The sequence below is a fragment of the Microbacterium sp. Soil_N32 genome, assembly GCF_057655505.1.
The window spans coordinates 51,603-66,483 of record NZ_JBDGME010000008.1; the positions used below are offsets into that span (position 1 = coordinate 51,603).

The window sequence follows — 14,881 nt, forward strand, 5'->3', positions numbered from 1 at the left end:
GCCCGAGCGGAGCAGTCTCTACCGTCGGGAGCATGAGCGAAGGCATCCGTCCCGATTCCGTGGCGCACGACGTGCTCCCTCCCGTCTACGACTGGACCGGGTTCGGGTTCGACACGCGGCAGGTGCACGCCGGCGAGGTCGAGGAGCCCGCCTACGGCTCGCGCGTCGCCCCCATCCACCTGAGCGCGGCCTTCCGGTTCGACTCGTTCGACGAGAGCACACGTCGGTTCGGAGGCGAGGACGGTCAGATCTACTCGCGCAACCTCAATCCGACGAACGGCGTCGCCGAGCGGCGCATCGCTGCGCTCGAGGGCGGAGTCGGGGCGATCGTCGTGGCCTCCGGACAGGCGGCGATCAGCGCGGCGATCCTCTCGATCGTCGGCAACGGCGACCGCTTCGTCTCGACCGCCAGCATCTACAGCGGTACGCGCATCCTGTTCGGGCGCTCGTTCGCGCGCTTCGGCGTCGGCGTCGACTACGTCTTCGACCCCGGTGACGAGGCCCAGTGGGAGGCGGCGATCGGCCTTGACACGAAGGCGATCTTCACCGAGACGATCCCGAACCCCAAGAACGACGTGGTCGACATCGCCGCCGTGGCCCGCATCGCCGAGCGCCACGGCCTGCCGCTCATCGTCGACAACACGATCGGCACCCCGTACCTCGTGCGTCCGATCGAGCAGGGCGCGCACATCGTGGTGCACTCCGGCACCAAGTTCCTCACCGGACACGGGGCGGCGATCTCGGGCGTCATCGTCGACGGCGGCACGTTCGACTGGGCGGGCAGCCCCCGCTCGTACGCGGGCATCACCGAGCCGCCGGCGCCCGGTGTGCCGAGCGCGCTCGAGACGCACGGGCGACGCGCCTACGAGCAGTTCGTGCGCGGCGGCATCGTCAACGACCTCGGGCCCGCACTCTCACCACTGCACGCGTTCCTGCTGCAGCAGGGCATCGAGACGCTGTCGCTGCGCATGGAACGGCACGTGGCCAATTCGCAGGCCATCGCCGAGTTCCTCGCGGGGCATCCGGCCGTCGAGTACGTCGACTACGCCGGCCTGCCCGGGCATCCGCAGCACGAGATCGCTCAGCGCGCGCTCGGGGGCCGCAGCGGATCGGTGTTCGCCGTGACGGTGCGCGGTGGGCGGGCGGGGGCCGAAGTCTTCATCGACAGCCTGCGGGTGTTCAGCCGTATGACGAACATCGGCGACGTGCGGTCGATGGTGCTGCACCCGGCGACGACCACGCATCTGTCGTTCACGCCGGAGCTGCGGGCGCAGCTGGGGATCGACGACGGCCTCGTGCGGCTGTCGGTCGGCATCGAGACGGTCGACGACCTGATCGCCGACCTCGACTCCGCGCTCGCCGCGGTGCTCCGTCACCTGGCCCTCTGACTCGTCGCCTCTGCACCCCCGGCTCCGGTCGCATTCTCTGTCGCTCGGCGCGCAGCCAGGCGACAGAAAGTGCGACGGGAGCGGAAGTGACGGGCGAGAGGGGAGAGGGGCTAGCGCGCCTCGAGGGCGTGGAGGCGGGTCCAGAAGTGATGCAGGCCGTGCTCCGTCAGCGTCGCCGAGGCGCCGAGCGTCTCGAAGAGGGAACGAACGGCCTCCGACGCCAGCGGCGCCAGACCCGCGGCGAGCAGTTCCGCCTCGTCGACGGATGCCGCGCCCTCCGCCGCACGCCGCAGCAGCGCGTCGGCGGCCGCGGTCGCGACGGCCGAACGGGCCGCGGCATCGGCGAGCACGCGCAGGAACTGGGGGTCGTCGGCCGCACGCTCGGTGTTGCCGTGCTGCTGCCGTCGCGTGCGCGCGGCGGTCTGCACGGCGCCCGTCTCGGTCACCTCGGCGATCAGCGCGGCGCGGTCGATGACGAGGTGCAGCGCCCGGGCGCCGGCGCCCTCGATCCACGGCGCGCCGAGGTCGGCGGTGCGGGAGCGATCGGTCGGAGCGGCGGTGGACATGATCCTCCTCGGCGGGCGGGGGCGGCGGCGACGGGTGCGGGGCGGTCTTCCCCGGACCGCGGGATTCCGACTGTAGCGAACGGCATCCGCTGTCGACGTCATGCGCGTTAACAGGAGCATGCCGGGCCGACGACGCTGGATACGCTGACCCCATGACCTCCCGTCCGTTCGGCCCCCTGGATTGGGCGCGGAGGACTCCCGGTGTACCGGGGCTCCTCGATGAGATCCGCCAGGCGAGCATCTCCGACGCCCCCGAGCTTCCGCAGAGCTTCTTCACCCGCCTCGCCGCCGCCGGCTTCGGCCGCATCCGGGTTCCGGTCGCCGAGGGCGGTCTCGGCGGCGACGTCCTCGATCTGCTCGACGCCCTCACCGCCGTCGCCGCCGCCGACTCGAACCTCGCCCAGGCCTGGCGCACGCACGTGCTCGCCACGGAACGGCACGTCAAGACGCCCGCCGGTGCCCTCCGCGACCGGTGGATCCCGCGCATCGCGGCGGGCGCGATCATCGGCGGCGGATGGACCGAGGCCGACGGCTCCGGCCCGAGCGTCTTCACGACGCGCCTCTCGACCGAGACGGGCATCCCCCGTCTGACCGGCCGCAAGTTCTACTCGACGGGCAGCCGCTACGCCGACTGGCTGGAGTACAGCGCGGTCGACGACGCGGGTGACCTGGTGATCGCGGCGCTTCCGAAGGACTCGCCGGGGGTCGCGCTGCTCGACGACTGGACCGGCTTCGGCCAGCGCGCCACCGCGAGCGGCACCACCGTGCTCGACGGCGCTCCGGTCGATCCCGACGACGTCGCCCCCTGGCAGACGCAGCACCTCGGAACGCCGGGCTGGCAGCAGATGATCCTGCTCGCCGTGCTCGTCGGGATCGGCGAGGGCGCGCGCGCCGCGGCCGCCGATCTCATCGACCGGATCGATCGCTCGCACGGGGGTTCGCCGATCCTCGTGCTCGAGGGGTACGGACGCATCAGTGCACTCGTCGCCTCGGCGCGCGCCTCGCTCGGCGAGATCGGCCGCCTCAGCGAGATCGCCCACCAGGCCATCATCGGCCAGCAGCAGGATGCCGAGGCCCTCGCCGACGACGCGGTGAACGCGGTGTTCCAAGCGCAGGCCACCATCGTTCCGCAGGTGATCGAGGCTGCCGACCGGCTGATGACGCTGCCGGCGCTGCTCGACGACACGGCCGAGGCGCAGAACCTCCGCAGCACGCTGCGGCTCGACCGATTCTGGCGCAACGCGCAGACGCTCTCGACGCACAACCCGGTGCTGCACCGCCTCCGCGCGATCGCCGACCGCGAGATCTACGCGATCGATCGCATCGCCGAGCCGGCCGAGCGCGAAGCCGCCGTGTCGCGTGCGATCGCCGCGGGCATCCGTCCGCTGACCGTCGTGCGGATCGACGCCGCGCTCGCCGGCCGCCTCACGGCCGACCCGCGGTCGCTCGATTCCGTGGCCGATGCGTTCGCGGGGCGTGAGCCGGTGCTGTTCCAGTTCGACGAGCGTGCAGGGGCGCACTTCGACCCCGCGGTCGCCATCGCCACGGTGCTGCACCGGCTGCCTTCGGCGTGGTTCGCGGTCGGCACCCGGGACCTCGACGACACCGGGCACCCCTACAACCTCGCCCGCCGCATCGCCTCGATCGAGCAGCTGTCCGGCGGACGCACCGCCTGGGTGCTCGACGACGGCGACCACGAGGGCGAGACCGAGCGCGACCGCATCCGCGTGGTGCAGCAGCTGCTGCGCACCTGGCCGCGCGAGTCGATCGCCGCGGATGCCGACGCCCCGCACTTCGCGCAGACCGAGAGCATCCGTCGCATCAACGCCGCCGGCGCCTTCCCCTCGGCCGGCCCGCTGAACGTGCCCAGCAGTCCGCAGTACCTGCCGGTGTTCGTGTCGTCGCGCCGGTTCGACGACGGTCACCGGTATGTCGATCTGCTTGTGCGCGACGGTGCGTGGGTTTTGCCGTACGCGGATGCCTCGGGCTACCCGCTCGCGACCACGCGCGCGGCGCGCGACATCGACGAGGTGCTCGCGATCGCCGGTTCCCTGCCTGTCGTCGCGGATGCCGATGCCGGCGCATCCCCGCAGACCCTGCGCGCGCGGCTGCGGCTGCCCGCGCCGGCCCTGTTCGAGCTCCCCGGAGCATCCGCCCGCTTCGAGCGCGGCAGCGAGACGGAGGCGTCATGAGCGACGAGAACCGCCTGCTCACGGTCAACATCAACGTGCTCGGAGTCGGCCAGCGGCCGGCGGCCTGGCGCGCGCCCGAGATCCGCCCCGACGCGATCGTCGACCTCGCGCACTGGCAGAACGTGGCGCGCATCGCCGAGCGCGGGCTGGTCGACGCGATCTTCCTCGCCGATCGCCCCGCCATCACCGATCCGCGCAGCCGTCCCGTGCAGTACCTCGACCCGGGGGTGCTCGTGCCGGCGATGGCGGCGGCGACCGAGCACCTGGGCTTCGTGGCGACGGCATCCACCACCCTCAACGAGCCGGTCGAGCTCGCCCGGCGCCTGTGGGCGCTGCACACCGCGACGCAGGGGCGCTTCGCCTGGAACGCCGTGACCAGTTGGGACGTCGAGGCCATGCGCAACTTCGGCCTCACCGAGGTGCCCGAACGCGAGGTGCGGTATGCCCGCGCCGAGGAGTTCGTCACGGTCGTGAAGCGGCTGTGGGCGACGGCCGGAACCTCGGAGATCGTGGAGCACGACGGCTCGTTCGCGGTGCACGCCGGGCTCGAGATGGACGCGCTCGTCGCCGAGCGCCCGGCGATCGTGCAAGCCGGTGGGTCGGAGCCGGGCTGGCGCCTGGCGGGACTCGTCGCCGACGGCGTGTACTCGGTCGATCACGATCCCGTCTCGGCGGCCGAGCACCGGCAGAAGATCCGCTCGTATGCGGTGGAGGCGGGGCGTTCGGCCGACGATGTGCGCGTCTTCCCCGGACTCGCCGTGGTCATCGGCAGCACCGAGCAGGAGGCGTGGGAGCGGTTCGACCACTGGGAGCACCTCGCCCCCGCCACCTACAGCCTCAACGAGCTGTCGAAGGCGCTCGGCGCCGACTTCTCGGGGCTCGACCTCGACGCGCCGGTGCCCGCGCAGATCCTCGCGGATGCCGAGGCGCAGGATGCCGGATGGTCGGCGGCGTACCGTCGGGTGCTGATCGAGCGGATCCGGACGGAGCAGCCGACGATCCGCCGCCTGCTGCGCGATTTCGGCGGCTACGGGCAGCGATTCCTCGCCGGAACGCCCGAGCAGATCGCCGACACCATGGAGGAGTGGTTCCAGGCGGGTGCGGCCGACGGCTTCAACATCATGCTCGACCTGTTCCCGTCCGGACTCGAGGACTTCGTCGACCAGGTCGTTCCCGAGCTGCAGCGCCGCGGCATCTTCCGCCGCGAGTACGGCCAGGGCGGAGTGCTGGAGCGCTTCCGGCGGCCGTGACCCTTCGCGCGGGCTCGCGCCGCCTGGCGCCCCGGCGTCAGAAGGTGTCGAGGCCCAGGAAGGGCATCTCCAGGCGGGCCTCGCCCGTGTCGAGCTGAGCGCGGCGCTTCGCCGACCAGCGTGCACCGGCGGGCGGGAGCTCCGCCTCGCGCCAGGCGCGGTAGCGCAGGATGCTCGGCGACGAGATCCGGTACGCGTGCCGCAGCAGGCGCACGCTGTGCATCGCCAGTGCCCGGTATTCGGTGGTGAGCGCGGGGAGGGGGCGGCTCGTGGTCCAGAGGGGCTGGGCGGCCTCCGGCTCTCGCCAGACGGATGCCGCGAGCACGGCGGCGTCGGCATCCGTCACGATGTCGGTGCCGGGTGCCTCGCCGTGGAGTACGTCGGACACAGCCGTGTACTGCACATAACGCCGCGCATCGTCGCCGGACGCGACGATGAGGAACACCCGGTCCGTGACGTGTCGGAGGCTGGCGGCGAGCCGCTCTTGGAAGTCGTTCCACTCGGCGCTCACGATCAGTACCCCGCCTTCCGGTCCAGAGCGGCACCCTGCGGCGTTTTGAACATCGCGGAGAGTCCCTTCGGGCGGGCGTTGACGAAGATCTCCGCGCCCGACGGACGCCGCCACTCGGCCGAGGTCCCGCGCACGCGCGAGCGCAGGGTGGGAGCGCCCCACCGCCGGGCGCCCTCGCGGACCGCGCGTGCGAAGCCGTCGCCGAGGAACGCCTCCGACGCGGGAGTCACCTCGCGGATGACGTCGGCGATGCGGAGGCTCAGATAATGAAGGTCGCTGCCGGCGCCGATGGTCGAGACGTCGGGGATCGTGAAGTCCGACACGGTGTTCATGAGGTATGGCGTGCCGTCGTCCACCTCGATGGTCCACCCGAACCTCTCGACGGCGAGGCGCTGCACCTCATCGCGCGGCAGGGGCCACGGGGCGGCATCCCAGAAATCGAGCAGATCGCAGATCTCCTGCGCGGGCATCACCTTCCACCCCGGCAGCAGGACGTCGGGGTCGTCGGGCGCGACCGTCGTCACGTACTGCTGGATCTCGGAACGCTCGAACCCGAAAGGGACGAAACCCCGGTCGGATGCGCGGCTGTCGGCGGTGAAGAGCTGGAGGCCGTCATCGACGACGGACGCGTCGGCGAGCATGTCGCGATAGATGGCGATCTGTCCCATGCGCTCGACCCTACCGACCCGCGCCGCGAGAACATCAGACCTGGTCGAGTCGCCCCGACCCCGCGAAGGCGGGCGATCCTGAGGCGATGGCCGCAGACGCCCCGAGGCCGAACGCCTCCCGTGCGCCGACGATGTCCTCATCGCCCTCGTCTCCGAGCACCGGGACCGTTCCCCACACGAGCACCTCGTCGGCGTCGAGCACCACGTCGACTCCGGGCGAGACCGACTCCGACGCCGACAGCAGCACCGTCACCGGCTTGTCGCTCACATCCACCGGCACGGTCAGCGGCCCGCCGATCGTCGGGAACGCGGGGTCCGAGATCCGCACGATCCGCGAATCGTCGACGAACACCCCGGCCTCGCTGTCGCCGACCACCGCGTCGAGCGGCCACGTCTCGAACAGCCGCGAGATCAGCGCGAGCACCGGTGCCGACGATCCGGCGACGCCGACCCGCCGCTCGTGCAGGTTCGACAGCGTGGCGATCGTCCGGGCCAGGTTGATCGGATGCTGTCGCTCACCGATGATCGGCACGAGGACGACCCGTCGCGTGATCGCCAGGAGCGCCGCGGCTGCGGCCGTACGGTCCGGCCCCGGTCCGGCGAGGTCGCCGAGCAGCAGCACGTCCGCTCCGGCGTCCAGTTCGGCGCCGAGCGCGGCACGCTCCGCACGGCCCGAACCGGCGCGCACGGCGAAGCCGGCGAGGGTGGCGTCATCGACGCGCAGCAGACGGGTCATCGGCGCAGTCCTCTCAGCCAGGCGGTGAACGGTTCGTCGCCGGGCCCGGCGAGCAGCCCGCGCTCGCGCAGCACCGGAGTGACGTGCTCGGCGAACTCGCGCAGTCCCCACGGGTTCGTGTCGAACAGGAGGTTGAACCCGTCGGCAGCGCCGGCATCCACCCAGTCGGTCATGATGTCGACCAGCCGCTCCGGAGTGCCGACGAAGAGCTGGTGCCCGAACCCTGCGAAATACCGCAGCAGTTCGCGCACCGTGAGATCGCCCGCCGCGCCGTAGGCCGCGATCGCCTTCCGGAATCCGATCGGCGCGGCGGAGGGATCGCCCGAGAGCCGCTGGATCTCGCCCTCGGCGGGGGCGTCGAGGTCGAGCCGCGAGCCGTCGATGCCGAACATCGCCGTGAACCGTTTGAGCACGTATCCGTCAGGGCCGCGCTCATGGATCACCGCGAACCGCCGCTCCGCCTCCTCCTCGGTCGAGCCGACCACGAGGTGGATGCCGGGCAGCACGAGCGGGGCGGGTCGCCCGAGCTCGGCCGCTCGTCGGCGCAGGTCGAGACGGTTCTCGGCCGCCGTCTCCTTCACGGTCTCGGCGGCGAACACCGCCTCGGCGCTCGCCGCGGCGAGTTGACGCCCGCGCGGCGAGCCGCCCGCCTGCACCACGAGCGGGGCGACGTCGGGCAGCAGGGCCCGGATCGCGGGGTCGACGCCCAGATCGGACCGGCGGATGCGGGCGCCGAAGTACTCGCCCTCGTGCACGTACTCGGTCTCGCCCTGCACCGCGGCGAGGAACGCGGTGTACGCGGCGACGAACTCCTCGGCCCGGGCGTAGCGCTCCTCTCGGCCGGGGTCGGCGTCGTAGCCGAAGTCGGTGATTGCGGGGCCGGTGACGCCCGTCACGACGTTCCACCCGAAGCGAGAACCGCTGAAGGCGTTGACGCTCAGCAGCCGGCGGGCGAGCTCGATCGGATCGTTCGTGCTCGACGAGACGGTCGCGATGATGCCGAGGCGGTCGGTCTCGGCGGCGACGGTCGCCAGCGCCGCGAGGGGTTCGAGGAGCCTGCTCGGACGGATCGCCGGGTTCGACGCGAGACCGGGGGTGTCGGCGAGGAAGATCGCGTGGATGCCGGCGTCCTCCGCGGTGCGGGCGGCGTCACGCCAGAAGTCGGCACCGAACACGCGCAACGGATCTTCGCCGGGCGCACGCCAGGCGCCGGCATCCGTGCCGTAGTCGTACACGTTCGCGCCGAGCACGAGGGGGCGGGTCATCGGGCGGGCTCCTTCTCGTCTCGCAGTTCGGCAGAATCGCGCAGCTGCGCGGGGGCGGGGGTCGGGGACTCCGCGGGACTGCGAAGATCTGCGGCCCCCGGGGTCGGCCGGCTCGGGGTACCGACGTACCAGATGGCGGGCAGGTCGCCGCCCCCCAGCGCACGCTCGCCGAGCGCCCGCGCCTTGAGATGCGCGGGGTTGTGATTGCTGAGCGTGCGGGCGTTGCGCCAGTGCCGGTCGAGACCGAGGCGGGCGTCGACCAGCGATCCGCCGCCCAGGTCGAACACGCTCTGCGTCGCCTGCAGTACGAGCGCGGGTACCGTGACCTGCGCGCGGGTGACCGCGAGGTGCCCGTCACCGGTCTGTGCGGCACGAGGGCGATCGAGGTCGGCGCCGAGCACCGCGGCCGCGGCGCGCACCGAGGCGACCACGGCCTGTGCGAGACCGTCGAGCGTGCCGATGCGCTCCTGCAGCTGCGGGTCGTCGGCGGGCACCGCGCGCGACGCGTGGCTGAAAGAGCGGGTGCGGGCGCGCAGCCAGGTCACGGCGTCGTCTCGCACGCGCAGTGCGATCCCGGCGAGAGTCGCGAGGTGCGTGAGCTGCAGCACGGCGTCGAGCGACCCCGGCCGGTCGGCCCCCGGTGCTTCGCCGACGCGCACGCGCGAGGGGTCGACGGCGACGTCGGCGAACTCGATCGTTCCGGAGGTGGTGAGCCGCTGGCCGACGCCGTGCCAGTCGTCGTGCCGCGTGATGCCGTCGGCATCCGCCCGCACCACGGCGACCAGATGCCGGCCGTCGTCGTCGGAGGCGAGCACCTGGATCCAGTCGGCGTAGCCGGTGCCGGTCGCATAGGCCTTGCGGCCGTTCAGGCGCAGGATGCCGTCGCCGTCGGTGTGCAGCGTCGTGCCCACGGTGCCGACCTCGCCGGCGCCCTCGGTGGTGGCTCCGGCGAAGAGACGACCGGCGGCGATCTCGGCGACGAGCTCGTCGGTCGCCGCATCCGCGTCGCCGCGGGCGATCGCTCGGGCGGCGCGGTCGCTCGCGGTGAAGTGCGTGCGCAGGCTCTGGGTCACGTTCGCATCGGCGCGCGCGAGGAGGATCTGCAGATCGACGAGCTGCGGGTAGGTCAGCCCGGCACCGCCGGCCTGCGCCGGGAGGCGGGCGGCCGTCACGCCGAACGACGCGAGCGTGCGCACGTCGGCGCGCAGCGCTCGCTCGGGGTCGCCGTCGAGGTCACGGGCGGCGGATGCGGCGGCGATCCGGGCGATGACATCGTCGATCGCGGCGACGTTCCGGCCGCCGATGCCGACGTCGGCGACCGACGTGGGCGCGAGCAGGTCGTCGGACACGGGGTCTCGTCAGTGCTGGTGCTCGTGTGCGGGCTCGGCGAGCTTGAACGCGAGGCGCCCGTGCGCGAAGCCGCCGCCGGCACGGATGGCCGTCGCGACCCACGCGGCCTCCGCCAGCTCGGCCTCGTCGGCACCGGCCGCGACGGCCTTCTGGGAGTGCGCGTCGATGCAGTAGACGCACTGCGTGGTGATGCCGACCGCCAGCGCGATCAGCTCGCGGTACTTGAGCGGAATCGCCCGTGACTCGTCGGGAGCGAACACGGCGCTGTCGAACGCCGCGAACGCCGCGAGGATGTCGGGGGTGTGCTCCTTGTAGACCTTTGTGTAGGTCTTGTCGGCTTCGCTGTCGAAGTAGGCGCTCATGCTCTGCTCTCTGCTCGCGGATGTCACCGGCCCGGACGCGACGGAGCCCGGGGGTTCATCCGCGACGCTATGGCCCCGGGCATCCGCCCTGCACGTCGGACTGCAACACGGGGTCATGCGGGGCACCCGCAGACGTCATCCGTCGAGCGGATCGCCCTGCAGCCGCTGCGGACCCGCGCCCTTGCTGCCCAGCGCGTCGTCGGGGTTGAGCAGGCTGCACGCCTTCATCGACAGGCAGCCGCAGCCGATGCATCCGGTCAGCTCGCGTTCCAGACGCTCGATGCCCTCGCGGCGCTTCTCGAGCTCGCGCTTCCACCGCCGTGAGGCGCGCTGCCACTCGTCGTGGGTGGGGGTCTCGGTGAGGGGGACGTCGGCGAAGGCGCTCTGCACGTCGGACAGCGGGATGCCGAGGCGCTTCGCCACGGCGATCAGCGACACCCGGCGGATCATGTGCCGGGGGTACCGCCGCTGGTTGCCCGGGGTGCGGGTCGAGGCGATGAGTCCGAGCGACTCGTAGAAGTGCAGGGCGGATGCCGCGACTCCGGTGCGGCGCGTCATCTCGCCGACCGTGAGCGGTTCGTCGGGGCTCGCGGAGTCGGGGCCGGAGTCGGGTGCGTCGGTGTGCGCGGTCATCGGCGTCCTTCCCCTGCGGATGCGCGGAGCGCAAGCCCCTGCCTGCGGATTTGACCTAAAGTGTACTTGAGGTTTTAGCGTGAGACGCTGACCCGAAGGAAGCCCCATGACCTATGTGATCGCTCTGCCCTGTGTCGATGTGAAGGATCGTGCGTGCATCGACGAGTGTCCCGTCGACTGCATCTACGAGGGGGAGCGGTCGCTGTACATCCACCCCGATGAGTGCGTGGACTGCGGGGCGTGCGAGCCGGTGTGCCCGGTCGAGGCGATCTACTACGAGGACGATCTGCCCGACGAGTGGCAGGACTACTACAAGGCGAACGTGGAGTTCTTCGACGAGATCGGTTCTCCCGGTGGTGCGGCGAAGGTGGGTGTGATCGCGCACGACCATCCGATCGTCGCCGCCCTCCCGCCCCAGGCCGAGGGCGCCGAGTGACCGCCGACACCTCCCCCACCGCATCCGGCGCTCCGGTGCCGAGCGCGGTCGGCGAGGGGCTCAAGGCGGCCTTCCGCACCCACCCCGCCGGCGTCGCCATCATCACGGCGTCGACCCCCGACGGCCCCGTGGGTCTCACCGCGTCGAGCGTGGCATCCGTCGCCGTCGACCCGGCGGCGATCGTCTTCTCGGTCACGCGCGCGACCGGCAGCGCCGGGGGGCTGCTCTCGGCCGACACGTTCGTCGTGCACCTCATCGACGACGACCACTCCGAGCTCGCCCAGCGCTTCGCGGTCAGCGGGTCGGAGCGCTTCACCCCCGAGCAGGGGTGGAGCACGCTGCCCACCGGCGAGCCCTACCTGCCCGCCGCCCGGTTCGCCCTGCGCAGCCGCGCGCTGCAGGTCGTGCCCGTCGGCACGTCGAGCGTCGTGATCGCCGAAGTGCTCGATGTTCTCGCCGGCCCGCAGGGTCGCCCGCTCGTCTACGTCGACCGCCGCTTCCACTCCCTCCCACCCCAGCCCTGACGCGCTCGTCCGCGCCGTTCCGGTCGCGCGAGGGGCTGCTCTGAGGGCTCAGACGAGCCACCCGTGCGACGGGAACCGCGGGACGCCGCTCAGGAACCGGCGGTCGAGCCGCGCTCGGTGAGCACGAAGGGCGACGCGGCGGCGGGCGGCTCGGCCTCACCCAGGCGTACGAGCACCGCGGCGGCGGCACGCTCGCCCTGCTGCAGCGGGAACTGGTCGACCGTGGTGAGGTCGAAGATCGCGCCCAGCTCGTGCCCGTCGATGCCGATGACCGCGAGGTCCTCGGGCACGCGGATGCCGAGCTCCCGCGCGGCGAGGATCGCTCCGATGGCCATCTCGTCGGATGCCGCGAAGATCGCCGTCGGCCGCGGCCCCTCGGCGCTCAGCAGCGCGGTCGCCGCCCGATGCCCGCCCTGGATCGTGAAGTCGGCGACGAGAACCCGCGCAGGATCGAGGGGGATGCCGGCGGCCGCGAGCACCTGCTCGAACCCGCGGCGGCGGTTGGTGGGCACGTGGAAGTCGGTGTCGAACTCGGCTCCGGCGCCGATGTACGCGATGTCTCGGTGCCCGCGGGCGACGAGGTGCTCGGTCGCCAGACGCGCGATGCCGATCTCGTCGACGGTGAGGGTGTCGAGCCCGGGATGCGGGCCGCCGATCGCGATGACCGGCAGGCCGAGATCGAGCAGGCGGCGCGTCTCGTCGTCGTCGAGCTCGATCGACACGGCGATCACCGCATCCACCCCCTGACGGCGCAGGAAGGTGTCGAACACGTGCCGCCGCACCTCGCGGTCGGGGGTGATGTTGTAGAGGCTGATGTCGTAGCCCGCGCGCATGAGGGCGGTCGAGACGCCCGACAGAACCGTGCTGAAGAACCACCGGTCGAGGTAGGGCACGATCACGCCGACGGTGCGCGTGCGCCCGGAGGCGAGGCTGGATGCCCGCGACGACACCACGTAGCCCAGAGCGTCGGCCGCCTCGATCACGCGGGCGCGGGTGGCCGCAGACACCGCGGCCCCTCCGCTCAGCGTGCGCGACACGGTCGCCGTCGAGACGCCCGCGCGGCGGGCCACGTCGTCGATGCTCGTCATGTCGTGTCTCCGGGCGTCGGGTGCGGGTGGCGGATGTCGGCGGGACCCGGCGCCGATGGCCGGGGCGGATGCCGGTGCCGGATGCTCCGGGTGGCGGATGCCGGCGCGGCCCGGAACCGATGGCCGGGTCGGATGCCGGTGCGCATGCTACCGGGGGGGGGGGGCGGATGCCGGGACGACGCTCGCGCCGCCCCGGCATCGGCGTCAGCCCCGGGTGTACCAGACGGCGGTGTCGACGGGCAGCTCCGAACCCTCGACCGGCTGGCTCGCCAGCACGATCGTCGCATCGGCCGGCAGCGGAAGCGGCGCGGTGCCCAGGTTCACCAGCACGTGCACGTCGCCGCGGCGGAAGGCCACGGCATCCGCTCCGGCGTCCTCCCAGACGAGCGATCCGGTGGCGAAGCCGAACTCGCGGCGCTTCACCAGCAGCTCCTTGTAGAGCGAGAGGGTCGACGTCGGGTCGGCCTCTTCGGCCGAGCGGGCGAACTGCGCCCACTCCGACGGCTGCGGCAGCCACGACCGCCCGGTCTCGTTGAAGCCGTAGGCGGGGGCATCCGCGTCCCAGGGCAGCGGCACGCGGCATCCGTCGCGTCCGTACCGCTCGCCGTTCGTACGGAACCAGGTGGGGTCCTGGCGGTATTCGTCGGGGATCTCCATCGCCTCCGGCAGGCCGAGCTCCTCGCCCTGGTAGAGGTAGGCCGATCCGGGGAGGGCGAGCATGAGCGCCGTCGCCGCACGACCGCGGGCGAGGCCCACGACGGGATCGGGCTTGCCGGGGGTGTTCGGCCCGATGCCCTCGCCCTGCGGGTTGTCGACCGTGAGCGCCAGGCGCGTCGCGTGACGCACGACGTCGTGGTTCGACAGAACCCAGGTGCTGGGCGCGCCGACGTTGCCGAACGCGTCGAGCGATTCGCGGATGACCGAGCGCAGCTTCTCGGCGTCCCACGGGGTCATGAGGTACGGGAAGTTGAACGTCTGGTGCATCTCGTCGGGGCGCACCCACTCGGCGGTGCGCTCGAGCGTGGGCAGCCAGGCCTCGCCGCAGAGGGCGCGGTCGCCGTCGTACTCGGCGAGCACCTTGTGCCAGTCGCGGTAGATCTCGTGCACGCCGTCCTGCCCCCAGTACGGCACGTCGGCCTGGCCGCCGCCCATCGAGTCGGCATCCGCCGGCGGCACGTAGTCGGGCAGGCCCTCGGTCTTGATCATGCCGTGGGCCACGTCGACACGGAATCCGTCGACGCCGCGGTCGAGCCAGAAGCGCAGGATCGAGCGGAACTCCTCCTGCACCTCCTCGTTGTTCCAGTCGAAGTCGGGCTGGGTCACGTCGAAGATGTGCAGGTACCACTGCCCGGGGGTGCCGTCCGACTCGGTCACGCGCTGCCACATGCCGCCGCCGAACACCGACTCCCAGTTGTTCGGGGGCAGTTCGCCGTTCTCGCCGCGACCGTCGCGGAAGATGTAGCGGGCGCGCTCGGGGCTGCCGGGGCCGGCCTTCAGCGCCTGCTGGAACCACTCGTGCTGGTCGGAGGAGTGGTTGGGCACGAGGTCGACGATCACGCGGATGCCCCGGGCGTGCGCCTCGGCGAGCATGGTGTCGAAGTCGGCCAGGGTGCCGAACAGGGGGTCGACGTCGCGGTAGTCGGCGACGTCGTAGCCCGCGTCGCGCTGCGGGCTGGTCATGAAGGGGCTCAGCCAGATCGCGTCGACGCCGAGGTCCTTCAGCGAGTCCAGTCGGGCGGTGATCCCGGGAAGGTCGCCGATGCCGTCGCCCGACGCATCGGCGAAGGAGCGCGGGTAGATCTGGTAGATGACGGCGCTGCGCCACCACTCGGAACCGGGCGCGGCGAACTGTTCGAGCTGAGTCATGCCCCCACCCTAATGCAAACGCTTACATGCCCCCCGTCCCTCCCAC

The 14,881-nt window shown here is 72.1% G+C and carries 15 protein-coding genes; 5 read left to right on the top strand and 10 right to left on the bottom strand.

The window, feature by feature from the left end:
- Window positions 1-32 precede the first annotated feature (32 nt).
- Window positions 33-1,388: an O-acetylhomoserine aminocarboxypropyltransferase/cysteine synthase family protein gene (locus AC3A3J_RS01135; RefSeq protein WP_487670516.1), complete on the top strand. Its 1,356-nt coding sequence runs from the start codon at window positions 33-35 to the stop codon at window positions 1,386-1,388.
- Between the two features lie 110 nt (window positions 1,389-1,498).
- Here the strand turns inward: AC3A3J_RS01135 and AC3A3J_RS01140 are convergent, their stop codons facing one another.
- A complete protein-coding gene (locus AC3A3J_RS01140; RefSeq protein WP_487670517.1) occupies window positions 1,499-1,954 on the bottom strand; it encodes a hypothetical protein in 456 nt (151 codons plus the stop codon).
- A gap of 152 nt (window positions 1,955-2,106) precedes the next feature.
- Between AC3A3J_RS01140 and AC3A3J_RS01145 the strand changes: the two genes are divergently transcribed.
- Window positions 2,107-4,146 carry an acyl-CoA dehydrogenase family protein gene (locus tag AC3A3J_RS01145; RefSeq protein WP_487670518.1) on the top strand — a complete coding sequence of 680 codons (2,040 nt, stop codon included), beginning with the start codon at window positions 2,107-2,109 and terminating at the stop codon, window positions 4,144-4,146.
- The gene (locus tag AC3A3J_RS01150) at window positions 4,143-5,396 is read left to right on the top strand and encodes an LLM class flavin-dependent oxidoreductase (RefSeq protein WP_487670519.1); all 1,254 of its coding nucleotides are present in this window, start codon (window positions 4,143-4,145) and stop codon (window positions 5,394-5,396) included. The genes AC3A3J_RS01145 and AC3A3J_RS01150 overlap by 4 nt, the downstream gene beginning before the upstream one ends.
- A 37-nt stretch (window positions 5,397-5,433) precedes the next feature.
- Here AC3A3J_RS01150 and AC3A3J_RS01155 read toward each other — a convergent pair whose 3' ends face one another.
- The 7 genes from AC3A3J_RS01155 to soxR form a co-directional block, all read right to left on the bottom strand.
- Window positions 5,434-5,907 (bottom strand): TY-Chap domain-containing protein, encoded by a 474-nt coding sequence (locus AC3A3J_RS01155; protein WP_487670520.1) that lies wholly within the window; start codon window positions 5,905-5,907, stop codon window positions 5,434-5,436.
- A gap of 2 nt (window positions 5,908-5,909) precedes the next feature.
- Window positions 5,910-6,575 carry a DUF6301 family protein gene (locus AC3A3J_RS01160; protein WP_487670521.1) on the bottom strand — a complete coding sequence of 222 codons (666 nt, stop codon included), beginning with the start codon at window positions 6,573-6,575 and terminating at the stop codon, window positions 5,910-5,912.
- Window positions 6,576-6,609: 34 nt separating this feature from the next.
- Window positions 6,610-7,311, bottom strand: a complete 702-nt coding sequence (locus AC3A3J_RS01165) for a hypothetical protein (protein WP_487670522.1) — start codon at window positions 7,309-7,311, stop codon at window positions 6,610-6,612.
- Window positions 7,308-8,576 (bottom strand): LLM class flavin-dependent oxidoreductase, encoded by a 1,269-nt coding sequence (locus tag AC3A3J_RS01170; RefSeq protein WP_487670523.1) that lies wholly within the window; start codon window positions 8,574-8,576, stop codon window positions 7,308-7,310. Before AC3A3J_RS01170 ends, AC3A3J_RS01165 begins: the two co-directional genes overlap by 4 nt.
- Entirely contained in the window at window positions 8,573-9,925 is a 1,353-nt protein-coding gene (locus AC3A3J_RS01175; protein ID WP_487670524.1) for an acyl-CoA dehydrogenase family protein, read from the bottom strand. Before AC3A3J_RS01175 ends, AC3A3J_RS01170 begins: the two co-directional genes overlap by 4 nt.
- 9 nt (window positions 9,926-9,934) lie before the next feature.
- Complete coding sequence (locus AC3A3J_RS01180; protein ID WP_400441891.1) at window positions 9,935-10,288, bottom strand: carboxymuconolactone decarboxylase family protein; 354 nt, start codon at window positions 10,286-10,288, stop codon at window positions 9,935-9,937.
- Window positions 10,289-10,423: 135 nt separating this feature from the next.
- The gene (gene soxR / locus AC3A3J_RS01185; RefSeq protein ID WP_487670525.1) at window positions 10,424-10,921 is read right to left on the bottom strand and encodes a redox-sensitive transcriptional activator SoxR; all 498 of its coding nucleotides are present in this window, start codon (window positions 10,919-10,921) and stop codon (window positions 10,424-10,426) included.
- A 106-nt stretch (window positions 10,922-11,027) separates the two neighbouring features.
- Here soxR and fdxA point away from each other — a divergent pair, with 106 nt between their 5' ends.
- Together fdxA and AC3A3J_RS01195 are read left to right on the top strand one after the other, a co-directional pair.
- On the top strand, window positions 11,028-11,357 hold the full coding sequence (fdxA, locus tag AC3A3J_RS01190) for a ferredoxin (protein WP_487670526.1): 330 nt from the start codon (window positions 11,028-11,030) through the stop codon (window positions 11,355-11,357).
- A 35-nt stretch (window positions 11,358-11,392) separates the two neighbouring features.
- The gene (locus AC3A3J_RS01195; protein WP_487670529.1) at window positions 11,393-11,881 is read left to right on the top strand and encodes a flavin reductase family protein; all 489 of its coding nucleotides are present in this window, start codon (window positions 11,393-11,395) and stop codon (window positions 11,879-11,881) included.
- An 89-nt stretch (window positions 11,882-11,970) separates the two neighbouring features.
- Here the strand turns inward: AC3A3J_RS01195 and AC3A3J_RS01200 are convergent, their stop codons facing one another.
- Together AC3A3J_RS01200 and AC3A3J_RS01205 are read right to left on the bottom strand one after the other, a co-directional pair.
- Complete coding sequence (locus AC3A3J_RS01200; RefSeq protein WP_487670527.1) at window positions 11,971-12,969, bottom strand: LacI family DNA-binding transcriptional regulator; 999 nt, start codon at window positions 12,967-12,969, stop codon at window positions 11,971-11,973.
- A 204-nt stretch (window positions 12,970-13,173) separates the two neighbouring features.
- Entirely contained in the window at window positions 13,174-14,835 is a 1,662-nt protein-coding gene (locus AC3A3J_RS01205) for a glycoside hydrolase family 13 protein (RefSeq protein ID WP_487670528.1), read from the bottom strand.
- Window positions 14,836-14,881: the final 46 nt, after the last annotated feature.